Here is a 23,443-nt window from a genome sequence, read left to right on the forward strand (position 1 = left end):
CCTTAAGCCTGAACCAGCGGGCCGGGGTTTTTCAGGTACTGCTCGCGGATCGCCCGGGCCGACCAGTAGGTCAACGCGGCCACCAGGCCGGTAGGGTTGTAGCCCAGACCTTGTGGGAAAGCTGACGCTCCGGGGACGAAAACGTTGTGTACGTCCCAGCTCTGCAAGTAACGGTTCAGGGCGCTGGTTTTCGGATCGGTGCCCATGATCGCGCCACCGTTGAGGTGGGTGGTCTGGTAAGACGCGGTGTTGAAGTGATCGCCAACCTTCTTGCCCAGCACGGCGATGGCCTTGGGGCTCATCGCTTCGGCGATCTTGCCCATTTTCTCGACCATGAAGCGGTTCATCTTGATGTCGTTTTCCTGCCAGTCGAAGGTCATCCGCAACAGTGGCAAGCCGTAGGCATCGCGGTACACCGGGTCCAGATCGAGGTAATTGCCACGGTAGGATTGATGCGCGCCGTGGGCATCCATCGACACTTGATGGGTGTAGTAATCGGCGGTGGCACGTTTCCAGGCACTGCCCCAGGCCGGGGTGCCCGGTGGGTTGGATGTGCCAGCGATCGGTCGGCTGCCGGCCTGGTTGACCCACATCGGTGAGCCGCCGACGAAACCATGGGGGCCATGATCAAAGTTGTCGGCGTTGAAGTCGTCCACCGCCACGCCGTTACCGCCGGCACCAATAAAGTTGTTGGTGTGGGTGTCTTTGTCGAAGTAGGCCTTGATGGTGGCCATGTTCTGGTAGGCGAAGTTCTTGCCGACCACGCCTTCGCCGCTGATTGGGTCATACGGCTTGCCGATACCCGAAAGCAGCATCAGCCGAACATTGTGAAACTGGAAGGCACCGAGGATCACCAGGTCTGCCGGCTGCTCGATTTCCCGGCCCTGGCCGTCGATGTAGGTGACGCCTGTTGCCTTGCGCTTGGTGCTGTCGAGATTGACCCGCAGTACATGGGAGTTGGGCCGCAGCTCGAAATTGGGCAGCGGCTTTAGCGCCGGCAGAATGTTTACGTTCGGCGATGCCTTGGAATACATGTAGCAGACATAACCACTGCAAAAGCCGCAGAAGTTGCACGGGCCCATTTGTGCGCCGTAGGGGTTGGTGTAGGGGCCTGACGTATTGGCCGACGGCAGGTTGTAGGGTTTGTAACCCACTGCGGTGGCCGCTTTCTGAAACAGCTGTGCGGAAACAGTGTTCTTCTGCGATTCCAGCGGGAAATGATCGGAGCGATCCGGCGCGTACGGGTTGCCACCCTTGCCTTCGCCAACCATCTGACCCTTCACCGTCCAGGCCTGTCCCGACGTGCCGAAAACCTTCTCGGCGTAATCGAAAAACGGTTCCAGCTCTTCATAGCTGACGCCGAAGTCCTGGATGGTCATGTCCTTGGGAATGAAGCTTTTGCCGTAGCGTTCTTCGTAGTGGCTACGCATGCGCAACTCGATCGGGTCGACCCGAAAGTGCACGCCGGACCAGTGCAAACCGGCGCCGCCGACACCGTTGCCGGGCAGGAAGGCGCCCAGTTGGCGGTTCGGCAGCGCGATGTCATTCACGCTGTGGCGAATGGTCACGGTCTCTTTGGAAATGTCCTGGAAGAGTTTTTTCCGCACGCTGTAGGTGAGTTCGTCGATCACCTGTGGATAGTTGCCATCGGGGTAAGTGTCCTGCATCGGCCCGCGCTCCAGCGCCAGCACATTCAGGCCGGCTTCTGTCAGCTCCTTGGCCATGATTGCGCCCGTCCAGCCAAAACCGACGATCACTGCGTCGACCTTCTTCATTACCGTTGCCATGCTCACGCCCTCTCGCCGCGAATTGAAACTGCCGGGAAGGGGTATTGCTCGTTGCGGTCCACCCAATCCATGAAATCGGCGCGGGCGCCGGGGAAGCCGATCATGGTCCAGCCGACCATGCCTTTATTGCCGCCGTGAATCGGGTCGCAGAAGAACCCTTCTTTGGTGTTTTGCAGCAGCAGGTTGAAGAAAATCTTCGCGGGGACACTGTCGAACTGCGGTTTTCCGACTTCGAGTTGCTTGAGCAAATCGTCTCGGGTAGCGCTGTCTTGCTCAGCAAATACTTTACCGTTGAGCGTTTTCGACCACGCATCCGTCGCGGCGATGCCCAGGCGATAAATCTCTTTGGGCACCAATTTGCTCTGCCAGCCCATTTCCGGAGCGGCGTCTGCGTTGAACGGTCCCTGCATGAACCACAACGCGCCGGCCGCGTAAGGCGTGTTCATCTGGCGGTCGATGTATTCAGGCACACCGGCTTCCAGAGCGCCTGGCCCTTGGGCATCGCTCGGAATCAATTGGGCGACAGCGGCGTTGATGAACGCCCATTCTTCGGCGGTGAAGTAGCTGGGTTCATAGGTGCTGGTGCTGACCGGCGCTTTGACGGAACCGGCCGGGGCTGCTTCGGGCGCGGCCATCAGGACTGCGCTGCCCAGACCGCTGCTGGCAACGGTGACCACCGGGATCAAGGTCAGGGATTTGCGCAAAAACTCACGCCGCGGGTTGTCTCGATCTTGATCGGACATAGGGTGGCACCTCATCAGGCAGTAGCGGTTTTTCAGCCGTCTCGCAGGACGACTTTTCGTTTTGGCACCGATGAAGATCGCCCCGCATCGGTAATATTGAGAAACAAATGGTAGCAGGCTAAGCATCAAGATGAACCGATTCAGCTGAAAAACCTCGGTTTTGCAACGAAAGCGATCGGCTGATTCACGATTCTTTGACAGAGGAGTCACAGGCCTTTGACCGCTGGGAGTTGAAGCTCAGTGTCATCTTCCCGATTCCTGAACGGTCACCCCGAGCATGTCTCTACTGCGTTGTACCCAGGCGATCTGCCTGTCGCTGGCCGCACTTTTAAACCTGCCGCTGGCCCTTGCCGACGACAGTGCATTACCCCGACCTGAGGAATGGGCTCAATCGGTCGAGGTGCAGTACAACCTTTTCAAAATGTCCCCGACGCTCTATCGCAGTGCATTGCCAGACAGGGGCGCTGTGCCGTTACTGGAAAAACTCAAGGTCGGGACGGTTATCTCGTTCTTGCCCGAGTCGGATTCAAGCTGGTTAACGACGCCAGGAATCGCACAAATACAGCTGCCCTACCGCACCAACCATGTGGATGACGCGGATGTACTCAATGCCCTTCGAACGATCCAGACCGCTGAAGCCAAGGGGCCGGTGCTGATGCACTGCAAACATGGCTCGGACCGCACGGGCTTGATGGCGGCGATGTACCGGGTCGTGTTGCAAGGCTGGAGCAAGGAAGACGCCCTGAACGAAATGACCCAGGGCGGCTTTGGTGACAGCACTCATTTCAAGGACAGCGTCCGTTACATGATGCAAGCCGATGTCGACAAGCTCCGCACCGCGTTGGCCAACGGCGATTGCAGCACCAGTCCGTTCGCCAGTTGTTCGATGAAGAACTGGTTCAAATCAGCCCATGTCGAGTAAATCGTTGCCTCAGCGGGGTAACGGCCTCTGACGAAAGCGCGAACAGATCTTCGGCAATCGGCCGTTCAAGAAACGCTTCCAGAGCGGTCAGCAAAGAACGCGAATCGCCCGAAGAAAAAAACGCTTCGCGAAAGGCTCGCCCTGTTTGCGCATTGAAAACCCAATCCTGTTGGAATCGCTTGAAGGCTTCGATAGCCAATACGTGTGACCACTGGTAGGCGTAAACGGAGGCGGCGTAACCGGTCACCAGATAATCGAAGCTGTTTGCGAACCGACAATAAGACGGCAGTTGCACGTGGGGAAGCTCCCGCTGAACCTCTTCGAATACTTGCTGGATGCTACGACCATCGCCTTGGCTGCGATGCACTTCGAAATCGAACATTGCGCCCAACAGCAAGAGTGCGGTTTGTCGGCTGGTCTGGGTTTCGAGGGCTGACAATGCCGCGTCTACCCGTGCCTCGGTCAAGCGTTCAGCGCTTTGGTGGTGGGCACCCAGCCATAACAGAAACTCCCGTGACAGGCACCATTGCTCGAATACTTGCCCTGCAAATTCCGCACTGTCGCGCCCCAGTTGGAAAATGCCGGAGAGGTTGTGATGCGGCGAACTCGTCAGCACATGCTGCAGACAATGACCGAACTCATGAAAAAGCACCCGCAGATCCTTGTGCTCAAGCAGGCACGGATGGCCGTCGACCCCTGGTGTGAAGTTGCAGTGAAGATCGGCAATCGGTAGTGCTACGCGGCCTTCGGCGTTTCTTCGTCGGTTTCGCAGCGTGCCGGTCCAGGCGTAATCCGGGGCTTCCTTGCGGTGGTACGGGTCAAGATAAATATGCCCGAGGGTTTGGCCATGCTCGCTGATCTCAAACAGTCGCACATCGTTATGCCAGCGACTGAATTCAGCCTGCTCGAGAATCCGGATCCCGAACAGGCGTTCGCAGAACAGGCAGAGTCGTCGCAAGGTGCCGTCCAGGGGAAAATAGTCGCGCAGATTCTCCAGGGCTTGAGGGAAACGATGGTGGCGCAGTTTTTCAGCGAGAAATTCGTGGTCCCAGGCCTGTACTTCCGAAATGCCCCGTTCGAGCGCAAACGCTTGTAGCTCCTTTGAATCCTGTGCAAGTGACGGTGTGTTCAACGTAACTTGCCGACGCAGAAAACGCTGAACCTGATCGGTGGACTCAGCCGCTGCGGTGGCCAGACGCAGTTGCGCGAAATTGTCGAAACCAAGCAGTTCGGCTTTCTGGTGGCGCAGCGAAAGCATCAGCGTCAGTACAGGATCATTATCGAACTCGTCGGTATTCGGGCCTTGATCGGACGCGCGCGTGGAATACGCCACGAAATATTCTTCTCGCAATGCCCGATTTTCGGCGTACATCATGATTTGCTGGCAGGTGTTTTCATCCAGGGGAATCAGCCAGCCTTCATGTCCTGCTTCTTTGGCCAGGTGTTTCAGGCGATTTTTTACGGTGGGGTATAAACCTTCCAGAACCGCAACGTCATCGACGTGCTTGGTCCAGGCAGCGTTGGCACTTTTCAGATGGATGAGAAACAGCTCTTCGAGTCGATTAATGTCGAGGTTCAACCGGGCCAGCTTTTCCCGTTGCGCCCGGGGCAATTCGATTCCCGCCAATTGAAATTTGCGCAGAATCTTGGCCAGCGCGGCCTTGCGTGGCTCATCGAAGTTGAGGGCGATCGAACTGTTCGCCAACCGCTGGTATGCCTCAAACAACGCGCGATTGCTCATTTTTTCGGATTGGTACTTCGCTCCGGCGTCATTGCATGCAGCAACTGCCGTGTTCCAGGCGGTATCGTCGTGTTTCGTCATCGCCAGGGTCTGGATGATGTCCAAAGCCTCGCTCAGCCGTGCATCGACTTCATCGATGGCCAGAACCAGATCATCCCAATTGGGAAGTACGGATTGGCTGATGATGGTTTCGGCAATGACCTGTCGGTTGTCGGTGATGATCGTTGTGATTGCCGGCACGAGGTGTTCGGTGCGGATCTGCGACCAGGGCGGCAGGTCCCAGGCCTGCAAAAGCGGATTGGTGTCGGGCATGGCGTCTTCCTTGAGTAGAGGCTGAATGTGGTCAGCCTATAAAGGAAGCGCAGGGCAAAGGTGGTAGATAGATACCACCTTCCACTCCGTTCTGAAGTGGAAGGTGGCGGTGACTCAGTGTTGCTCGTCAGGTTTTTTCTTCAGCTTCGGATTGGGGAAAAACTGCACGGCCTGAACCTTGGCGTCCGGGACCTTCAGCGCCGAAGTGTTGACCCGCGTGCCCAACTCCTTGGGCACGGACAGGCCTTGTTCATTCAGCGTGTCGGAATAACCGCAGGCCACGCACTCACGGTGCGGGACTGCGTCTTCGTTCCACATCATCAACTTGTCCGGCTCGCTGCAGGCCGGGCAGACTGCCCCGGCGATAAAGCGTTTTTTCGTGATCACAGGACCCTCGCTCATGCTGCCGCGACCTCACTCAGGCCGCTGTGGCGCAAGAGTGCGTCAATCGACGGCGGACGTCCGCGGAAGTCGACGAACAGCACCATCGGTTCCTGGGAGCCACCGCGCGCCAGGATCGCTTCGCGGAAGGCGCGGCCGGTTTCGGCGTTGAGTACGCCTTCTTCTTCGAATTTCGAGAAGGCATCGGCCGACAACACTTCAGCCCATTTGTAGCTGTAGTAGCCCGCCGCATAACCGCCGGCGAAAATGTGGGCGAAGCTGTTGGGGAAACGGTTGTAGGCCGGCGGACGCATGACCGAGACCTCGTCGCGTACGCCTTCAAGTACCTGCGCCACGCTACGGCCATCACCGTGGGTGGCGTGCAGGTCGAAGTCGAACAGCGAGAACTCCAGTTGGCGGACCATCATCAGACCGGACTGGAAGTTCTTCGCGGCGAGCATTTTCTCCAGCAGGTCCTGAGGCAGCGGTTCGCCGGTTTCATAGTGACCGGAGATCAGCGCCAGACCTTCAGGCTCCCAGCACCAGTTCTCCATGAACTGGCTTGGCAGCTCGACCGCATCCCAGGCCACGCCGTTGATGCCGGATACGCCGGCGTGTTCAACGCGGGTCAACAAGTGATGCAAGCCGTGACCGAATTCGTGGAACAGGGTGGTCACTTCATCGTGGGTCAACAGCGCTGGCTTGCCGCTGTCGGCCGGGGTGAAGTTGCACACCAGGTTCGCCACCGGACTTTGCAGTACGCCGCTGATCGTGCGGCGACGGTCACGGGCGCCGTCCATCCAGGCACCGCCGCGCTTGTTGGCGCGGGCGTAGAGGTCGAAGAAGAAGCGGCCGACGTGCTGGCCGTTTTCCTTGATTTCAAACAGGCGAACATCCGGGTGCCAGGTGTCGAAGCCTTTCAGTTCGGCGATTTCGATGCCGTACAGGCGCTGAACGATAGCGAACAGACCGCCCAGCACTTTATCGATCGGGAAGTAAGCGCGAAGGGCTTCCTGGGCAACGCTGTAGCGCTGCTCGCGAAGCTTTTCACCGTAGAAACCGCTGTCCCAGCTTTGCAGATCCGGGCAGCCTTGTTCGGCGGCGTACGCCTTGAGCTGTTCCAGATCCAGGGCGGCGAACGGCTTGCTCCGCTTGGCCAGATCGCGCAGGAAACTCAGCACCTGATCGCTGGATTCGGCCATTTTGGTGGCCAGGCTCAGCTCCGAGAAGCTGGCGAAACCGAGCAGCTTCGCCAATTCCTGACGCAGGTCGAGGATTTCTTCCATGACCGGGCCGTTATCGTTCTGACCGGCATTCGGGCCTTGGTCCGACGCACGGGTGCAGTAGGCGGCGTAGACTTCTTCGCGCAGGGTGCGGTCCTGGGCGTAGGTCATCACCGCGTAGTAGCTCGGGAATTCCAGGGTGATCAGGAAGCCTTCCAGGCCTTTGGCCTGTGCCGCCGCGGCCATTTGCGCCTTGGCCGAATCGGTCAGGCCGGCGAGGGCGGCTTCATCGGTGACGTGCTTGGTCCAGGCCTGAGTGGCGTCGAGCAGCTGGTTGGAGAAACGGCTGCCCAGCTCCGACAATTTGCTCTGCACTTCGGCGTAACGCTTTTGTTCGGCTTCCGGCAGGTCGATACCCGACAGACGGAAGTCACGCAGGGAGTGTTCCAGGATAGTTTTCTGCGCCACCTCGAAACCGGCCGCTTCAGGGCTGTTGGCCAGCGCTTCGAATGCCTCGAACAACTCGCGGTTCTGGCCCAATTCGGTGGAGTAGGCACTCAAGGCCGGCAGACAGGACTCATAGGCTTCGCGCAATTCGGCGCTATTGCACACGGCGTTCAGGTGACTGACCGGGCTCCAGGCGGCGCCCAGTCGATCGTTCAGCTCGTCCATCGCCAGCACCAGGCCGGCCCAGGTCGGTTGTTTGCCTTGGGTTTTGAGGATCTCGGTAATGGCGGCGCGGTTGTCAGCCAGGATCTGTTCAATAGCCGGTTGCACGTGTTCGGCACGGATCGCCGAGAACGGCGGCAGGTCGTAGGACTGCAAAAGAGGGTTGTTCACGCTCACGGTTGGCACCTTGGCTGGAAGAAACATTGCGCCATCTTAATTACAATCGACGCTCACCGCAGCTATCAGCAAAAGAGAGAGAGCCTATCGTGACCCTTCGCAAGTATCAGAACCACACGCCGCTACTGGGCAAAGGCGCCTTTGTCGACGGTTCGGCGGTGGTGATCGGCGACGTTGAAATCGGCGAAGACAGCTCGGTCTGGCCGCTGACGGTGATCCGTGGCGACATGCACCGCATCCGTATCGGCGCGCGCACCAGCGTGCAGGACGGCTGTGTGCTGCACATCACCCACGCCGGGCCGTTCAATCCCGATGGCTTTCCGTTGCTGATTGGCGACGATGTGACCATCGCGCATAAAGTCATGCTCCACGGCTGCACCGTGGGCAATCGGATTCTGATCGGCATGGGCAGCATCGTCATGGACGGTGCGGTGGTCGAGGACGATGTGATCATCGGTGCTGGCAGCCTGGTGCCACCGGGCAAACGCCTGGAAAGCGGCTTCCTTTATGTGGGCAGCCCGGTGAAGCAGATTCGGCCACTGACTGACAAGGAAAAAGCCTTTTTCACCTACAGCGCAGCGAACTACGTGAAGCTCAAGAATTTGCACTTGGCTGAAGGCTACGACCAGCTCTGACCCTGCGCCCTTATTCAGGATTCAACATGCATTACCAAACCGTATTGTTCGACCTCGATGGCACCCTGACCGATCCACGCGAGGGCATCACCCGTTCGATCCAGTACGCCTTGAGCAAACTGGGGATCGATGAGCCCGACCTGAGCAAACTTGAACACTTCATCGGTCCGCCGTTGTTGCAGGCGTTCATGCAGTTCTACGACTTCGACGAGCCCAAGGCCTGGGAAGCGGTGAACTTCTATCGCGAACGCTTCAAGGTCACCGGCCTGTACGAGAACCGCGTATTCGACGGCGTCACTCCCCTGTTGCAAACCCTCGGCGGGCAAGGGCGACAGCTGTACATCGCGACGTCCAAACCGTGGATTTTTGCCCGGGAAATTGCCCGGCACTTCGACTTTGCCAAGCACTTCAAAGTGATCTATGGCAGCGAACTGGATGGTACCCGGACCAACAAAGTCGAGCTGATCGCCCACTTGATGGCCGAACAAGGCCTGGACCCGGCCAGCACCCTGATGATCGGTGATCGTAAACACGACCTGATCGGGGCGCGCAGTAACGGGCTGGATGCCGCGGCGGTGGGTTATGGCTTTGGCAGCCGGGAAGAGTTGAGCGCAGAAGCCCCGACCTGGCACTTCGAGACGCTGGAGGAGATGCACCAGGCGTTTTTGCGGCGCTAATGAAATTGCTTTCGCGGGCAAGCCACGCTCCCACAGGATCCGTGTCGTCCACATTTTTCGTATACGACACGGATCCTGTGGGAGCGGGCTTGCCCGCGAAGGCGCCCGTTCAGCCACTGAAATTTTATGATCCCGCCAAAGCCTTCAACGCCGCCTTGCGCTCCCCGACCGGCAACGCACCAAGCTGCTCGACTGCTGCATAAAACTTCACCCAATCCCCGCCCACCTGTCTGAACAGAGCCGCAAACGCCGCCACCCATTGGTCGTACAGCCCAAATGGCAACAGACGGGCATTGTTCATCGGTGCATTGATCCACGCGTCATAGCGTTTGTCCCCAGCCCATTGGCTGTCGCGCAGCTGCCGGTATTCATCCCGCAAGCGTTCGAACTCGTCGGCTTTGCGCTGACGCATCTGGTCGGCGGGCAGGGGCAGGGTGTATAGCCGTTCGAGTCGCGAGCGGGTATCCAGAACCAATTGAACGAACTGGTTGCGTTGTTGCACCTTCGCGCCGCTGTCCGGTGCCAGGCCGCGGAATGCACGCCATTGGCGGGTGCCTTCCTGTTCGACGAAGGTGGCGAAAGACTCATTGAACTCCGTGTCGTCCTTCACATAAAAACGTTGATGCGCCAGCTCATGGAAGATCAGCGTGGCCAATCGTTCGTCACCCCAGGCCATCATCGAACTGATAATCGGATCATTGAACCAGCCGAGCGTCGAATAAGCCTCGACGCCACCGATCGACACGTCCATACCTTGCAAACGTTGCAACGCAGCCTCACCGCGGGCCGCGCTCTGACTGTAATAACCGCGATAGGCAACGCAACCGGCGATCGGGAAGCAATGGTTCTGTGGGGTCAGGGAAAATTCCGGCGTGGCAAACACGTTCCAGACTACGAACGGCCGGCCAATGTCGGCGTACAAACGGTAACTCTGGTTATCCGGCAGCCGCAGCTGTTGGCTGGCGAACGTGCGGGCCCTTTGCGATTGAGTCAGGTGCGCACGCAATAGCGGATCGCGACCGGGATCGGCAATCACTTTGGAAACCGGCTCACGCGCCCGCAGCAATTGCAGCTGACCACTGGCCAATTGGCCGTAATAGCTGACGCCGGCGCAACCGTTGAGAAACAAAAACAGCACGCCCGGAAACAAAATGCGTAAAACGCGATCAAGTAACCCAAGGCTTGGAAGCGGCCTGATCAAAATGAATCATCCCTGGAGAGTCTGCCCGCAAGACTATCCCGCCTGACTGGAGCTCCGCTATGCGCACGTTGATGCTGACAGGAACCCTGTTGATGCTGGCAGGTTGTGCTGGATTCGGATTACCCCCCCATGATCCGTCTCAAGCGTGGATCGACCTGGATTCGAAGCAGGAAGACACCGCGCTGCAAGCGCTGGAAGTCGATGACAAGGCCGCCATCGACAAACGCTATTTCGAGGTTCAGCCGGGTAGCCATGAGTTGACGGTTCGTTATCAATTCCCGGTCGCACCCACCAATATCGGTCCAGACGCCGAGCCGCTATGGCGTGACTGCCAGCTAAACGTGAAATTCAACGACTTCAACGCCGGCGAGCGGTATCAGCTCAAAGCAGGAAATATCGGCTTTCGGCCATGGGCAAAACTTTATGATCAGCAGCGAAAAGTGATTGGCCAAGGTGTACCGGCAGGCTGCCAGCGCACCTGATCGGCGCTATTCTAAAGGACTGGTCCTTGAGAAAATCATCATGCGCAGGTTACCGCTATTGCTTGCTGCAATCATCGTTGCAGGCTGTCAGAGCCCGTTGCCAGCGGTTAATCCGCAGATGGCCTGGGTCGAGTTTTCTACACCATTCCCCAACGATAAATTGCTGATGGCCGAACGCCTGGACAATCAGCGGTTGACCGACGGGCGTTTTTTCCAGGTCACCCCCGGTAGCCATGAGCTGACTGTTCGATTCGACTTTGAAGTGCCCGGTGGTGGTGGCCTGGGCATGATGAACGGCCCCTCGGAACGCTTGTGCTACCTGACCATCAACTACGATCATTTCGAAGCCGGCCAGCGTTATGTGCTCGAAGGCCGTTCGATAGCGTTCACCCCTGGCGCCCGGTTGTACAACGCCAAGCGTGAAATCGTCGCGCAAGATCGAGAGTCCTATTGCCTCATGTGAGGAGAATCAGCGGTCGTTCTTCTGGTAGATGATTTTCTTCGTGCCGCCTTCGCATGAACCGACGACCATGTTCTGATCGTGTACTTCGTCGTTGGTGACGATTTCCAGCGTGTAGGACGAGACGTTATTGGCCTGGATCTTGGCTTCGATCTCGGCCTTGAGTTCTTCACAGGATTTCGTTGCCGCCAGGGCCGATGTGGCCAGCGCGCAACAGATAATCGCCAAGGCAAAACGTTTCATGGTTGAAGCTCCTTTGAGGCAGCGCGCAGAGTAATGCGCGTTAGCTGCTGCCATTTATTCGACCACAATTTCGCCAGCCCTGTTTGTTTAAGGGCAAAAAAGATCGCAGCCCGCCGAGGCTGCGATCTTTTTATCGGGGATTGCGATAACCCGCTATCAGCTGACCAACGTTGCATCCAGACTGATTTTTGCATTCAGAACTTTGGAAACCGGGCAGCCTTCTTTGGCTTTATTGCTCAGTTCCTCAAATTGCGCCTGGGTCGCCCCAGGAATCTTCGCCTTGAGGATCAGTTTCACCGCCGTGATCGCGAATCCGCCGTCCACCTGGTCCAGAGTGACTTCGGCATTGGTATCGATGCTGTCAGCCTTGAGACCGGCATCGCCGAGAATCATCGAAAATGCCATGGAGAAACAGCCCGCATGCGCTGCGCCGATCAGCTCTTCCGGATTGGTCCCCTTGCCGCCTTCGAAGCGCGCCTTGAAGCCGTAGGGCGCTTCTCTGAGAACACCGGTTTCCGTGGAAATCGAGCCGATGCCGGTTTTCAGATCACCTTCCCAATGAGCTGATGCTTTCTTTGTGATAGCCATGAATGCCTCCTCAAGATTCCGGCGCGAGCGTCGCGCCTTCGTGGTTTTCGGTTGCTAGGGTTCTGAGGATAGACCGTGGTGCAAAGTTCACCTGATCTGATTGTTCCTCTTATTTCGTAGGAATTTTGGCTCTGCCATTGAAACTCGGGTATATGCCCTCATTGCATGAATCACGCTTATAGATTCGGCAGGTTTTCGTTTGTAAGAAAAAACCTGCGCCCCCCAATTGGAGAAGCAGGCTTATGAAACGACTGTCCGATATCAAGTTTTCCACCCTCGATCTGGTGCCCGTGCGGGAGAACGGCAGCGCGGCCCAGTCGCTGCGCAATTCCCTGGACCTGGCGCAGCACGTCGAAAAGTTCGGTTACAACCGTTTCTGGGTTGCCGAACACCACAACATGGACGGCATTGCCAGTTCGGCGACTTCGGTACTGCTTGGCTACCTGGCCGGCGGCACTTCGACCATTCGAGTTGGCTCGGGCGGTGTGATGCTGCCAAACCACGCGCCGCTGGTGATCGCCGAGCAGTTCGGCACGCTCGAAAGCCTGTACCCGGGCCGGATCGACCTGGGTCTGGGCCGTGCTCCCGGTTCCGACCAGATGACCGCTCGCGCCTTGCGTCGTGAACGCTCTGGCAGCGCCGACGAGTTTCCGGAAGACGTGGCGGAGCTGATGCGCTACCTCGGCCCGCGCACCCCGGACCAACGGATTATCGCAATGCCAGGCACCGGCACCAATGTCCCGGTCTGGCTGTTGGGCTCCAGCCTGTTCAGTGCACAACTGGCAGGTGAACGCGGTTTGCCCTACGCCTTCGCTTCACATTTCGCACCGCGTTTCATGCATGAGGCCATTCGCGTCTATCGCAATCACTTCAAGCCTTCAGCGGTATTGGATAAGCCCTACGTGATGCTCGGTGTGCCGTTGGTGGCGGCCGATACCGACGAGCAGGCCGATTATCTGGCGACCTCGGTCTATCAGCGCATCCTGGCGTTGATGCGTGGCCAGAGCCTGGTGCAACGTCCGCCGGTAAAAACCATGGACGGCCTGTGGCTGCCTCATGAAAAAGAAGCCGTCGGCGATTTCCTTGGTCTGGCGATGGTTGGCAGTCCGCAGAAAATCCGCGCCAAACTGGACGTGCTGATCGAGCAGACCCAGGCGGACGAGCTGATTTTTACCTGCGACTTGTACGAACATGCCGATCGCGTGCATTCCTATGAGCTGCTGGCGCAGGTCATGAAGGGCTGACGTTCAAATAGCGAGCCCAAAAAAGCCGACGTCGTTGCGTCGGTTTTTTCATTTTCGAGGGTGGTCAGCCTTGCTTGTAGACGATTTGCTTGGAGCCTTTTTCACAGGTGCCGACGACTTTCCCGTCAGCAGCGGCGCCTTTATCGATGATTTCCAGTGAATAATTAGAAATGCCCTTGGCATCGAGTTTCGCTGTGATTTCGGCTTTCAGTTCTTCGCACGACTTGCTCTGAGCCAGGGCTGTTCCCGCAAGACTCAACAAACCTACCGCTAAAATAAAATGCTTCATCGGTCGCATTCCCTGGTCGGATCAATAGGGGCACCCAGCAATCAGTGGGTGTAAATATGTAGCGCTTTGCCATTCCCTATGGCGCTCGGCCAGCGCGCAGGCTCAGAAGATTAGCTCAACCTCAGCTACTGGCAATCCGGAACCCGACCTTGAGCGTCACCTGAAAGTGCGCTGCCTTACCGTCCTTGATGTGCCCGCGGGTTTCGGTCACTTCGAACCATTCCATATATTTAAGGCTTTTGCTGGCCTCGGCCAGTGCGTTGTTGATGGCGTCTTCGATGCTGCTGGTGGACGAACCGACGAGTTCGACTTTTTTGTAGGTGTGATGGTCGGTCATGGCGTTCTCCTCAGGGTGTGAAATACAGCCTAGCAGTGATTTTTCGTATTACTTCTGTCGGCCAATCCGAAGTGAAAGTTCAGATTTACTGCACTTTCTCGAAGCCCTGAAGTCCCAACCAACACACGCAACTCAATCAATGCAGGAGAGCCACCATGGCCAACACCTCTTTACGTAAAGCCTCATTGCAAAGCATGGAAGCCGAAATCGAGAGTCTGCTGAAGTCTTTGGAAAATCTGAAGGACGACGCCTCGGACGAGTCGCGTAAAACCCTGAAAGTCCTGAAAAGCAACGCCGAGAACGCGCTGAAGCATTCGCGCCATCTGCTCAGCGATGCCTACGAAGAAGTCAAAGTCAAAACCCGTGAAACCGGGATTGCCACGCGGGACTACGCCCAGGAACACCCTTGGACGACAGCGGGTGTGGCTGTCGGTGCATTGGGTTTGCTCGCGGCTTATCTGCTGTTCAAACGCGGTGACTAATCCGTCTGGCGCAGCTCGTTTTTGAGCCACTGCGCCAGTTGCCGAGCGCGCCCGTCCGCGGCGCGCTTGGGTAGCCACAACGCCAGTTGCGCCGGGGTTTCACTGAAGCCCCAAGGCGCAACCAGGCGCCCGGCTTTCAAATCCTCGGCCACCAGCGGTTCGGGCGCAATCGCCACACCCAGGCCAGCCACTGCGGCCTCCAGCAAATAATACAAATGCTCGAAACCCTGTCCGTACTTCAATGCTTTGGTGTCGAGGCTGCTTTGCTGTGCCCAACTTGGCCAGGCCTGAGGGCGTGAAGTCGTGTGCAGCAATGGCTCGCCCAACAGCGCTGCGGGCGGTGCGTTTTGCAGTCGTTCGTAGCCCGCGAATCGCGGGCTCATGACCGGGCCGATCCGTTCGCTCGCCAGCTCATAGACCTGCATGTCCGCAGGCCACGGTGGCTCGGCAAATACCAGCAAGGCGTCCAGCCCCGGCCGGCGCGGATCGAGATCACCCTCACCAGCCGACAGGTGCAGGCGCAAGTCCGGCAGGTCGGTATTCAATCGTCCCAACCTGGGAATAAACCAGCGTGCCAACAAGCTGCCCGAGCAACCCAGCACGAACGGGGCATCGGCGGTGCTTTGGGTCAGCTCTGCACAAACCGTCCGTAATCGCTCGAACGCCTCGCCACTGGCATCGCGCAAGCGAATACCGGCATCTGTGAGTTTCAGGCCGCGCCCGTCCTTGATCAACAGGCTTACGCCCAAGTGTTCTTCAAGCACCTTGAGTTGTCGGCTGACCGCGCCATGGGTGACGTGCAGCTGTTCGGCGGCCTTGCTGACGCTGTTCAGGCGGGCAGTCGCTTCGAAGGCCCGGAGGGCGTTTAGCGGGGGAAGGTCATGGCTCATGAGATCTGTGAGTTTTCCTGACAGGTTGACGCGATCTTATCGGTTTTCAGCCTGAGGCGTCAGGGGTAGAGTTAGCCCACTCTCTCTTCAAACGCATCCCACGCATTCAACTGGAGCGACCCATGACCCAGACTAACCTGCGCAACGGCCCCGACGCCAACGGCCTGTTTGGCGCGTTCGGCGGCCGTTACGTCGCCGAAACCCTGATGCCGTTGATCCTCGATCTGGCCCGTGAATACGAATTGGCCAAGGATGATCCTACATTCAAAGAGGAATTGGCCTACTTCCAGCGCGACTATGTGGGTCGTCCAAGCCCACTGTACTTTGCCGAGCGTCTGACAGAGTTCTGCGGCGGCGCGAAGATTTACCTCAAGCGCGAAGAGCTGAACCATACCGGCGCGCACAAGATCAACAACTGCATCGGCCAGATCCTGCTGGCGCGACGCATGGGCAAGAAACGCATCATCGCCGAGACCGGCGCTGGCATGCACGGCGTGGCGACTGCCACCGTGGCTGCACGTTTCGGCCTTGATTGCGTGATCTACATGGGCACCACTGACATCGAACGTCAGCAGGCCAACGTATTTCGAATGAAGCTGCTGGGTGCCGAAGTGATCCCGGTCGTGGCCGGTACCGGCACCTTGAAAGATGCGATGAACGAAGCCCTGCGTGACTGGGTGACCAACGTTGACAGCACCTTCTACCTGATCGGCACTGTGGCCGGCCCGCACCCTTATCCGGCGATGGTTCGCGACTTCCAGTCCGTTATCGGCAAAGAAACCCGTACTCAACTGCAAGATCAGGAAGGTCGTCTGCCGGACAGCCTGGTGGCGTGCATCGGTGGCGGCTCCAACGCCATGGGCCTGTTTCACCCGTTCCTGGACGACAAGAGCGTCGAGATCATTGGCGTTGAAGCGGCCGGCTACGGCATCGAAACCGGTAAACACGCGGCCAGCCTGAACGGCGGCGTACCGGGCGTACTGCACGGCAACCGTACCTTCCTGCTGCAGGACGACGATGGTCAGATCATCGACGCTCACTCGATCTCTGCCGGCCTCGACTATCCAGGCATCGGCCCGGAACACGCCTGGTTGCATGACATCGGCCGCGTTCAGTACACCTCGGTAACCGACGACGAAGCCCTCGATGCGTTCCACAAATGCTGCCGCCTGGAAGGGATTATTCCTGCATTGGAAAGCGCCCATGCCCTGGCCGAAGTGTTCAAGCGCGCACCGACCCTGCCGAAAGATCACCTGATGGTGGTCAACCTTTCCGGTCGTGGCGACAAAGACATGCAAACCGTGATGCACCATATGGAACAATCGAAGCAGGAGAAACACTGATGAGCCGCCTGCAAACGCGTTTTGCCGAACTCAAGGAACAGAATCGCGCCGCCCTGGTGACCTTCGTGACCGCTGGCGACCCGAGCTATGACACCTCCCTGGCGATCCTAAAAGGCTTGCCCGGCGCGGGTGCCGACGTGATCGAGCTGGGCATGCCCTTCACCGATCCAATGGCCGATGGCCCGGCCATCCAGTTGGCCAACATCCGCGCCCTCGGCGCCAAGCAGAACCTGGCGAAAACCCTGCAAATGGTTCGTGAGTTCCGTGAAGGCAATACCGAGACGCCGCTGGTGCTGATGGGTTACTTCAACCCGATCCACATGTACGGCGTGCCGCGCTTCATCGCGGACGCAAAAGAGGCCGGCGTTGACGGTTTGATCGTGGTCGACCTGCCGCCCGAGCATAACGGCGAGCTGTGCGACCCGGCTCAGGCTGCCGGTCTGGACTTCATCCGCCTGACCACCCCGACGACCGATGATGTGCGCCTGCCGACCGTCTTGAACGGCAGCTCAGGCTTCGTCTATTACGTGTCTGTCGCCGGTGTGACCGGTGCGGGCGCGGCGACGCTGGAACACGTTGAAGAAGCCGTTGCCCGTCTGCGCCGCCATACCGATCTGCCGATCAGCATCGGTTTCGGCATTCGGACACCGGAGCAAGCGGCGTCCATCGCGCGCCTGGCGGATGGCGTGGTGGTGGGGTCGGCGTTGATCGATCACATCGCCAATGCCTCGACGCCGGATCAGGCAGTTGATGGCGTGTTGAGCCTTTGCTCGGCGCTGGCTGATGGCGTGCGTAAAGCCCGCGTCAGCTAGAGGAATCAGAGCTCGCGTCACAGACAAACAGCAAGATCAAGGGCTTCAGGACTACGTTCTGAAGCCCTTTTTGTTGTATGTGCAGTTGCTACAAGTCCGCGGTGTTTCTATCACGGCAACTCCAATCCGCCTGACGCTTTGTGCAGCTTTCGCAGGTGCTCACCCACCTGTTTCACGTTGGCTTCGTTGGCGGCCATCTCGGCTGCACGACTCGGTTCGAGCAACGCTCTTACCTCTTTGTCCAGATCGCCTGTGAGCGCCTGAAGCTGTTTCTGCCTCAGATTGCTTTCCGATTCAAGACGTTGCCACTCGCTCGGCTGCGGCAATCCATAACCACCGGTGCCGAGCAGTTCTGCCGGACGGCTGAGGAAGCCGCTGTTGGCAAGGATTTGCTGCAAAGTCGCGTTGGCCTTGTCCATGCCGCCATTTTTCAGTTCCCGAGCGCCCAGATAGCGCTGCTTTACTTCGTCCTGGGCCAGCACCAATTGTTGGCGGAAGGCTGCCTGCTCCAGTAACAGCAGGGCTGCGCTGGTGCGCAAATCGGCTTGGTCGATCCATTGCCGGCGCTCTTCAGCTTTTAAGGCGAGCCAGTCTTCGACCTTTTCCTGCTTGATCGGCAAGTGCTTCTTCAGCACTTCGAACATCGCTTGATAACGATCGCGGAAGGAGTCGAAACGATAACCCAGGCGCAGCGCTTCGCGGGGATCATCCAGCACGCTGGTGTCCGCCAGCCCACGGCCCTTGAGCACTTCCAGCAAACCGTTGGGCATGATGCTGTCCAACCCGACCAGTTTTGTATTGTTGGTGCTGCTACGCAGTAGCTTCAGGCCCTCTACCGCGCAGTTATTGGACAGGAAGAAGTAGTTGCCGTCGTAACTCCAGTGCATTTCGGCGGCGTGTTCCACCACGTCTTCGATCTCGCTGCGCGACAGGGTCAGCGGCACCGAGGCCAGGCTGCGCAATTCGGTCTTGGTGTATTCATCGATCACCTGGGCCAACGGCAGGACAAACAGGCGTGACGGATATTTGCCTACCAATCCGTCCCAGCTCGACAGTTGCACATCACCGACGAAGGCGCGGTAGGACAACACCAGGTGCTGATCCAGATCCAATCGACAATCCGGCCCGCGTGGTCGTCCGGGTGCACAGATCACCAACCGCAACATGCTGTGACCCCAGCGGCTGACCCAGTTCTGGTTGGCTTCAGCCAGCAGATAGTCGACGGCGTAGACCCGTTCCGGATCGACCTGGCCCAGGGGCGTTTTGGCGAAATCATTGCCGGCATTGAGGAAGGAAAAGGATTTGCCGCAGGTGTCTTTAGCGGCGGGCGCCCAGCCGAAATGTTCTTTGTAATAACGGTACAGCGCAGGACGGCGACAGGCGTATGCCGGGTCGAGAAGGAAATACTCCATGTTGACCGCGACGAACTCCTTGGGGCTGCTCGTCTCGTAAATGTCCGGGCTGCGAGCAATTTGCCGGTTGTGCTGTTCGCGCTCGCCACGACGGCCTACGTATTGCGGCCAGCCGGCGAGGTCCAGCAGGCGCGGGTCGTCGCTGAGCGTAAAGCGTCGGTCGAACTGGCCGCGGCATTGATCGGGAATGCCAATCAACCCTGAGCTGCTGTTACGGCGGGTGCAGCGTTGAATCAGCCTGCGCTCCGCATCTGGCCACAGGCGCGAGCGGTCATAAATGTGGGTGAGCTCGTGCAACACCGTGGCAAGCATTTCGCGGCGCACGGTGCCATGGGGGCGATAAGTCTTTTTGGTCGCGGCGCTGCCGTCAGTGAGGCTGGCAAGCAGGTTGCGGTTCAGGTCGAGCTCCGACACCAGCGACGCCTGGCCATAAGCGTTGCTCGGCATGTTATCGGTCCAGCCGACGTCGATGCGTCGGTCGAGCTGCTCGATGAACCGCGGCGGCAGCGCCTGCATGGCTTCATCCAGCAGCGCCTGGCTGGCCTGTTGTTGAGCGGGGCTGAGGCCTTCGGTTTTAAGCCTTAATTGCAAGTCAGCCTGGGCCGTGTTGCCGAGCAGCAACATGACCCCGGCCAACAGCCAGGCGCCTGGCGACCTCACAGTGCGAGGATGGCTTCGGCGAGAACCTGATCACTGGCGTCGCGAGCTTCCGGTACGCGGGTACGCAACGTGTTGAAGGCCGCTTCCAGGTGCGCGCCACGAATCTCGCCATCGCTGGCGACGAAACTGGCCGCATCGTCGTGGGCTTCACGAACGATCTTTGAGTCTCGGATGGACGTCGTGGTATCGGAAGTGAAATCAAGTGTGCGCTGGGTGGCATTGATGAGGATGTTACTGGTGGCGACCAGAGTGTGCGCCTGGGCCACATCGACCAGGAACAGAAGGCCAAGGGCGGCAACAATCAGAGGGCTACGCATGGAACGACTCCGCAAGAACAAGGATAACTATTGGACGAGAATTGCCTGCGCCAGTTCAAGGTCGCTGGCACGAAGTTTTGGCTGGGTCCGGCGCAGATAAACCAGGGCGGACTCCAGTTGTGCTCCTCGCAGTTGGCCGTCACTGGCGATGAACGCCGCAGCGTCATCGTGTGCCGCGAGTAGCAGCTTACGGTCGAAGGGGGCGGAGGTCACCATGCTTGAGGCGTAGCCGGTAGCCACGATGCCTTGGGTAGACAGATTGAAGGCGTCATAGGCATGGACCGAGCCCACCCAGCAGGCTGCCACGAAAAGCGGGGAGATCAGCAGATTTGAAAGAAAACGCATGAGACTCGATAGCTGAAGGCGAGTCCCAAGGCTAGCGCAACGCCCGGTCTAGAGCCAGCGCCGAAACATTGGGACACGGCGGGCGTGTCCCACTTCAGTGGTGACGCTTAGATAGTCAGTATGGCTTGCGCCAGTTGTGCGTCACTCGCGTTCAACTGAGGTGCCTGGTGGCGAATATGGTCGAGTGCACTTTCCAGTTTCACGCCACGAATGGCGCCTTCGCTGGCCACGAAGCTGGCGGCGTCGTCGCGTGCGGCACGTACGATTTTGTCATCGCGAAAGGAAGAAGTGACATCGGAGGTCGCATCGGACGTGGCCTTGAGCGCGCCGACGACGGCATCGGTGGTCACGATAAAGCTGGTGGCGTGGGAATTGGCGGCCACGGCAAGCAGGGCTGCAGCGCTGAGCAGACGAAGACGGGACATGGTGGAACTCCTTTGGAAAACCGATTGAGAGGTGGCGCAGTGTCTGTTTATTCAGACGCCAGTCGTGCAGCGTTCGCCACGCTCCATTTGGATATTAGGCCTATGGTATCGGTTCGCACAGTCCCGTCTGTTCAAGCAGGAAGTTAACGCCAGAACGGTTTATTCATTTCGTGGAGACGATCCGCGTGGCTGATGTTCAGGTCCGAGAGTTGCCGGTCATCCAGTTGGCCCAGCAAACGCCGGGTTCGGGCCCTTTCCAGGTGGTTGGCAACGCCCCTCAGCCATCTACGAAACCCAAGGAAACGAGGCGTTGTTTGGGGTGTAGAAACGGAAACATCCAGTAAGTGATTCATGGCGCGGTCCTTTTGCTGGCAGTTGAGGATTTCATGGTGATCCCGTCCTCTCTTCCGCAACAGATACACCGCGCTAAAATTGTACTGGTTCAATTGTTTAAATAGTAAAACTGTACCTGTCGAGCAGGGTCTCTACTGTATTACCCGTTTTGAGGGGCCAAAACGACAAAGCCCGTCGTGGTTTCCCACGACGGGCTTTGTTTTTTCAATTTGGAGTGCTGGCGGTGGACCCGGTGGGTCAGAGCCAGCGACGCTAACTTAGCGCCAGAACGGCTTGCTCAGCTCTTCGTAGCGTTGTGCTTCGCTAATCCCTGCGTCAGCCAGCAGACGCGAATCCAGACGAGCCAGTTGATGGCGGCTGGAGATGCGGCGCTGCCACAGCATCAGGTTGGCGAGAACGCGAAGAGGCGTGGAAGCCTGGGTTTTTACAGCGTTGTCTTCGAAAAACAGCTCGGAACTGAGTGTACGTTCCATGGTTGACATCCTTCCGCTTATGGCGGGATTAGGTAGTGGTTTAACTGATGCCAATGATCCTCTCGTTTGGCCAGTCTCTCTAGATACAGTTCACCTGTATTGTGAGGTACCAGTTAACTGTTAAAGGGTGGTGTACTGGTCGAAATTGAGGCAACTGTACTTGTCTGCACTAATATCGTGCGTTTTTGCTGGATTGACTTGGAAAGGTAGGCAATTACGGTAGGAAAAGACCGGTACAGCAGTACAGTTTTATTCAGTATTTGGTCTGGCAACAGCAAGCTGACGAAACTGTGTTTGCGTCAGCTGCTATCTGTACCAATTACACCGCGAGCATTTGCCCGGTTTCTTCCAGGTTGATGTGCCAGCTAAGGGCATCACGCAGGATGTGCGGTGTGTGACCGCCGAGCGCACAAGCGGCTGTGAAGTAGTCATCCAGGGCTTGGCGATAGTCCGGGTGCACGCAGTTGTCGATGATGACCCGTGCGCGTTCTCGCGGCGCCAGGCCACGCAAGTCCGCCAGGCCGATCTCGGTGACAAGGATGTCGACGTCATGCTCAGTGTGGTCAACGTGGCTGACCATCGGCACCACGCTGGAAATCGCACCGCCCTTGGCGATCGACTTGGTCACGAAGATTGCCAAGTGAGCATTGCGCGCAAAGTCGCCCGAGCCGCCGATACCGTTCATCATCCGCGTGCCACAGATGTGGGTGGAGTTGACGTTGCCATACAAGTCGAACTCAAGCGCCGTGTTGATGCCGATGATGCCGAGCCGGCGCACCACTTCCGGGTGGTTGGAAATCTCCTGCGGGCGCAGGACCAGTTTGTCCTTGTAGCGCTCAAGGTTGCCAAAAACATCGGTATTGCGACGACTCGACAAGGTGATTGAACTGCCTGAAGCAAAGCTCAGCTTGCCGGCGTCGATCAGGTCGAAGGTCGAGTCCTGAAGCACTTCGGAATACATCGTCAGGTCTTCGAACGGCGAGTCGATCAGCCCGCACATCACCGAGTTGGCGATGTTGCCAATCCCGGCTTGCAGCGGGCCGAGCTTATTGGTCATGCGCCCGGCAGCCACTTCCTGCTTGAAGAAGTCGATCAGGTGGTCGGCAATGGCCTGGGTATCAACGTCCGGCGGCAGCACGGTGGATGGCGAGTCGGACTGATTGGTGATCACGATGGCGACGATCTTTTCCGGCGGAATCGGGATGGCAGTGCTGCCAATGCGATCGTCGACCTTGACCAGCGGAATCGGTGTGCGGGTCGGCCGATAGGTCGGGATATAGATGTCGTGCAGACCTTCGAGATTCGGGTTGTGCGCGAGGTTGATCTCGACGATCACCTGCTTGGCGAAAATCGCGAAGCTGGCCGAGTTACCCACCGACGTGGTCGGCACGATATGGCCCTGCTCCGTGATCGCCACAGCCTCAATCACTGCGATGTCCGGCAGCTTGAGTTGCTGATTGCGCAGCGACTCCACGGTTTCCGACAGGTGCTGATCGATGAACATCACTTCGCCGGCATTAATAGCCTTGCGCAGGGTGCTGTCGACCTGGAAGGGCATGCGTCGTGACAATACGCCAGCTTCGGTGAGCTGTTTATCGAGGTCGTTGCCCAGGCTGGCGCCGGTCATCAGGGTGATTTTCAGCGGGGTGATTTTGGCGCGTTCGGCCAGTGCGTGGGGCACGGCTTTGGCTTCGCCGGCGCGGGTGAAGCCACTCATGCCGACGGTCATGCCGTCCTCAATCAGAGCGGCGGCGTCAGCAGCGCTCATCACTTTATCCAACAACGAAGGCAAGCGGATACGGTCACGGTACATGGATTG

The 23,443-nt window shown here is 58.2% G+C and carries 27 protein-coding genes; 9 read left to right on the top strand and 18 right to left on the bottom strand.

The genetic code is table 11. The features are described from left to right. Nucleotides 1–2: 2 nt before the first annotated feature. Both ACQ4OB_RS12240 and ACQ4OB_RS12245 read right to left on the bottom strand, forming a co-directional pair. Complete coding sequence (locus ACQ4OB_RS12240; RefSeq protein WP_430955753.1) at nt 3–1,787, bottom strand: GMC family oxidoreductase; 1,785 nt, start codon at nt 1,785–1,787, stop codon at nt 3–5. Nucleotides 1,788–1,789: 2 nt separating this feature from the next. Further along, nucleotides 1,790–2,530: a gluconate 2-dehydrogenase subunit 3 family protein gene (locus ACQ4OB_RS12245; protein ID WP_074872343.1), complete on the bottom strand. Its 741-nt coding sequence runs from the start codon at nt 2,528–2,530 to the stop codon at nt 1,790–1,792. A gap of 277 nt (nt 2,531–2,807) precedes the next feature. On the opposite strand from ACQ4OB_RS12245, the gene ACQ4OB_RS12250 reads away from it, so the two are divergent. Beyond that, nucleotides 2,808–3,452: a tyrosine-protein phosphatase gene (locus ACQ4OB_RS12250; protein ID WP_102615808.1), complete on the top strand. Its 645-nt coding sequence runs from the start codon at nt 2,808–2,810 to the stop codon at nt 3,450–3,452. Here ACQ4OB_RS12250 and ACQ4OB_RS12255 read toward each other — a convergent pair. From ACQ4OB_RS12255 to prlC, 3 genes are all read right to left on the bottom strand, one after another. Further along, nucleotides 3,430–5,505 carry a M3 family metallopeptidase gene (locus tag ACQ4OB_RS12255; protein WP_074872346.1) on the bottom strand — a complete coding sequence of 692 codons (2,076 nt, stop codon included), beginning with the start codon at nt 5,503–5,505 and terminating at the stop codon, nt 3,430–3,432. The two genes, ACQ4OB_RS12250 and ACQ4OB_RS12255, sit on opposite strands and share 23 nt — an antisense overlap. Before the next feature lie 114 nt (nt 5,506–5,619). After that, nucleotides 5,620–5,907: a YheV family putative zinc ribbon protein gene (locus ACQ4OB_RS12260; protein WP_074872347.1), complete on the bottom strand. Its 288-nt coding sequence runs from the start codon at nt 5,905–5,907 to the stop codon at nt 5,620–5,622. Further along, nucleotides 5,904–7,982 carry an oligopeptidase A gene (gene prlC / locus ACQ4OB_RS12265; RefSeq protein ID WP_162842848.1) on the bottom strand — a complete coding sequence of 693 codons (2,079 nt, stop codon included), beginning with the start codon at nt 7,980–7,982 and terminating at the stop codon, nt 5,904–5,906. The genes ACQ4OB_RS12260 and prlC overlap by 4 nt, the downstream gene beginning before the upstream one ends. A 62-nt stretch (nt 7,983–8,044) precedes the next feature. On the opposite strand from prlC, the gene ACQ4OB_RS12270 reads away from it, so the two are divergent. Together ACQ4OB_RS12270 and ACQ4OB_RS12275 are read left to right on the top strand one after the other, a co-directional pair. After that, nucleotides 8,045–8,590 (top strand): gamma carbonic anhydrase family protein, encoded by a 546-nt coding sequence (locus ACQ4OB_RS12270; protein ID WP_102615810.1) that lies wholly within the window; start codon nt 8,045–8,047, stop codon nt 8,588–8,590. A gap of 26 nt (nt 8,591–8,616) precedes the next feature. After that, nucleotides 8,617–9,267: an HAD family hydrolase gene (locus tag ACQ4OB_RS12275; RefSeq protein ID WP_074872351.1), complete on the top strand. Its 651-nt coding sequence runs from the start codon at nt 8,617–8,619 to the stop codon at nt 9,265–9,267. 124 nt (nt 9,268–9,391) lie between these two features. Here the strand turns inward: ACQ4OB_RS12275 and ACQ4OB_RS12280 are convergent, their stop codons facing one another. After that, entirely contained in the window at nt 9,392–10,468 is a 1,077-nt protein-coding gene (locus tag ACQ4OB_RS12280; protein WP_430955754.1) for an aminopeptidase, read from the bottom strand. A 59-nt stretch (nt 10,469–10,527) separates the two neighbouring features. On the opposite strand from ACQ4OB_RS12280, the gene ACQ4OB_RS12285 reads away from it, so the two are divergent. Then, nucleotides 10,528–10,950, top strand: a complete 423-nt coding sequence (locus tag ACQ4OB_RS12285) for a hypothetical protein (protein ID WP_074872354.1) — start codon at nt 10,528–10,530, stop codon at nt 10,948–10,950. Between the two features lie 40 nt (nt 10,951–10,990). Beyond that, the gene (locus ACQ4OB_RS12290) at nt 10,991–11,413 is read left to right on the top strand and encodes a hypothetical protein (RefSeq protein ID WP_074872356.1); all 423 of its coding nucleotides are present in this window, start codon (nt 10,991–10,993) and stop codon (nt 11,411–11,413) included. A gap of 6 nt (nt 11,414–11,419) precedes the next feature. On the opposite strand, the gene ACQ4OB_RS12295 is transcribed toward ACQ4OB_RS12290, so the two are convergent. Then, nucleotides 11,420–11,653, bottom strand: coding sequence for a DUF1161 domain-containing protein (locus ACQ4OB_RS12295; protein ID WP_074872359.1), 234 nt, complete (start codon nt 11,651–11,653; stop codon nt 11,420–11,422). A gap of 156 nt (nt 11,654–11,809) precedes the next feature. After that, nucleotides 11,810–12,241 carry an OsmC family protein gene (locus ACQ4OB_RS12300; protein WP_008152515.1) on the bottom strand — a complete coding sequence of 144 codons (432 nt, stop codon included), beginning with the start codon at nt 12,239–12,241 and terminating at the stop codon, nt 11,810–11,812. Between the two features lie 242 nt (nt 12,242–12,483). Here ACQ4OB_RS12300 and ACQ4OB_RS12305 point away from each other — a divergent pair, with 242 nt between their 5' ends. Beyond that, nucleotides 12,484–13,485 carry an LLM class flavin-dependent oxidoreductase gene (locus ACQ4OB_RS12305; RefSeq protein WP_102615813.1) on the top strand — a complete coding sequence of 334 codons (1,002 nt, stop codon included), beginning with the start codon at nt 12,484–12,486 and terminating at the stop codon, nt 13,483–13,485. Between the two features lie 64 nt (nt 13,486–13,549). On the opposite strand, the gene ACQ4OB_RS12310 is transcribed toward ACQ4OB_RS12305, so the two are convergent. Both ACQ4OB_RS12310 and ACQ4OB_RS12315 read right to left on the bottom strand, forming a co-directional pair. Beyond that, nucleotides 13,550–13,774 carry a DUF1161 domain-containing protein gene (locus ACQ4OB_RS12310; RefSeq protein ID WP_074872364.1) on the bottom strand — a complete coding sequence of 75 codons (225 nt, stop codon included), beginning with the start codon at nt 13,772–13,774 and terminating at the stop codon, nt 13,550–13,552. Between the two features lie 121 nt (nt 13,775–13,895). Then, nucleotides 13,896–14,111, bottom strand: coding sequence for a dodecin (locus ACQ4OB_RS12315; RefSeq protein WP_008027736.1), 216 nt, complete (start codon nt 14,109–14,111; stop codon nt 13,896–13,898). A 155-nt stretch (nt 14,112–14,266) separates the two neighbouring features. Here ACQ4OB_RS12315 and ACQ4OB_RS12320 point away from each other — a divergent pair, with 155 nt between their 5' ends. Further along, the gene (locus ACQ4OB_RS12320) at nt 14,267–14,593 is read left to right on the top strand and encodes a DUF883 family protein (RefSeq protein ID WP_074872366.1); all 327 of its coding nucleotides are present in this window, start codon (nt 14,267–14,269) and stop codon (nt 14,591–14,593) included. Here ACQ4OB_RS12320 and ACQ4OB_RS12325 read toward each other — a convergent pair. Beyond that, complete coding sequence (locus ACQ4OB_RS12325) at nt 14,590–15,483, bottom strand: LysR family transcriptional regulator (RefSeq protein ID WP_076029114.1); 894 nt, start codon at nt 15,481–15,483, stop codon at nt 14,590–14,592. The genes ACQ4OB_RS12320 and ACQ4OB_RS12325 overlap by 4 nt on opposite strands. Before the next feature lie 122 nt (nt 15,484–15,605). Between ACQ4OB_RS12325 and trpB the strand changes: the two genes are divergently transcribed. After that, nucleotides 15,606–16,826 carry a tryptophan synthase subunit beta gene (gene trpB / locus ACQ4OB_RS12330; RefSeq protein WP_430955755.1) on the top strand — a complete coding sequence of 407 codons (1,221 nt, stop codon included), beginning with the start codon at nt 15,606–15,608 and terminating at the stop codon, nt 16,824–16,826. After that, the gene (gene trpA / locus ACQ4OB_RS12335) at nt 16,826–17,638 is read left to right on the top strand and encodes a tryptophan synthase subunit alpha (protein WP_008152530.1); all 813 of its coding nucleotides are present in this window, start codon (nt 16,826–16,828) and stop codon (nt 17,636–17,638) included. The genes trpB and trpA overlap by 1 nt, the downstream gene beginning before the upstream one ends. A 110-nt stretch (nt 17,639–17,748) precedes the next feature. On the opposite strand, the gene ACQ4OB_RS12340 is transcribed toward trpA, so the two are convergent. From ACQ4OB_RS12340 to ACQ4OB_RS12370, 7 genes are all read right to left on the bottom strand, one after another. Beyond that, nucleotides 17,749–19,710, bottom strand: a complete 1,962-nt coding sequence (locus tag ACQ4OB_RS12340) for a DUF4105 domain-containing protein (protein WP_430955756.1) — start codon at nt 19,708–19,710, stop codon at nt 17,749–17,751. After that, complete coding sequence (locus ACQ4OB_RS12345) at nt 19,707–20,027, bottom strand: DUF2388 domain-containing protein (protein WP_074872375.1); 321 nt, start codon at nt 20,025–20,027, stop codon at nt 19,707–19,709. The genes ACQ4OB_RS12340 and ACQ4OB_RS12345 overlap by 4 nt, the downstream gene beginning before the upstream one ends. Nucleotides 20,028–20,054: 27 nt before the next feature. Further along, nucleotides 20,055–20,372 carry a DUF2388 domain-containing protein gene (locus tag ACQ4OB_RS12350; protein WP_074872377.1) on the bottom strand — a complete coding sequence of 106 codons (318 nt, stop codon included), beginning with the start codon at nt 20,370–20,372 and terminating at the stop codon, nt 20,055–20,057. Nucleotides 20,373–20,479: 107 nt separating this feature from the next. Further along, nucleotides 20,480–20,797 carry a DUF2388 domain-containing protein gene (locus ACQ4OB_RS12355; protein ID WP_074872379.1) on the bottom strand — a complete coding sequence of 106 codons (318 nt, stop codon included), beginning with the start codon at nt 20,795–20,797 and terminating at the stop codon, nt 20,480–20,482. Between the two features lie 143 nt (nt 20,798–20,940). Further along, a complete protein-coding gene (locus ACQ4OB_RS12360) occupies nt 20,941–21,150 on the bottom strand; it encodes a DUF1127 domain-containing protein (protein WP_074872381.1) in 210 nt (69 codons plus the stop codon). A gap of 258 nt (nt 21,151–21,408) precedes the next feature. After that, nucleotides 21,409–21,624, bottom strand: a complete 216-nt coding sequence (locus ACQ4OB_RS12365) for a DUF1127 domain-containing protein (RefSeq protein WP_008154465.1) — start codon at nt 21,622–21,624, stop codon at nt 21,409–21,411. Between the two features lie 319 nt (nt 21,625–21,943). Beyond that, nucleotides 21,944–23,437, bottom strand: coding sequence for an acetyl-CoA hydrolase/transferase family protein (locus tag ACQ4OB_RS12370; protein ID WP_430955757.1), 1,494 nt, complete (start codon nt 23,435–23,437; stop codon nt 21,944–21,946). Between the last annotated feature and the right edge of the window lie 6 nt (nt 23,438–23,443).

The organism is Pseudomonas sp. ES4 (genome assembly GCF_050586665.1).
Lineage (GTDB): Bacteria > Pseudomonadota > Gammaproteobacteria > Pseudomonadales > Pseudomonadaceae > Aquipseudomonas > Aquipseudomonas frederiksbergensis.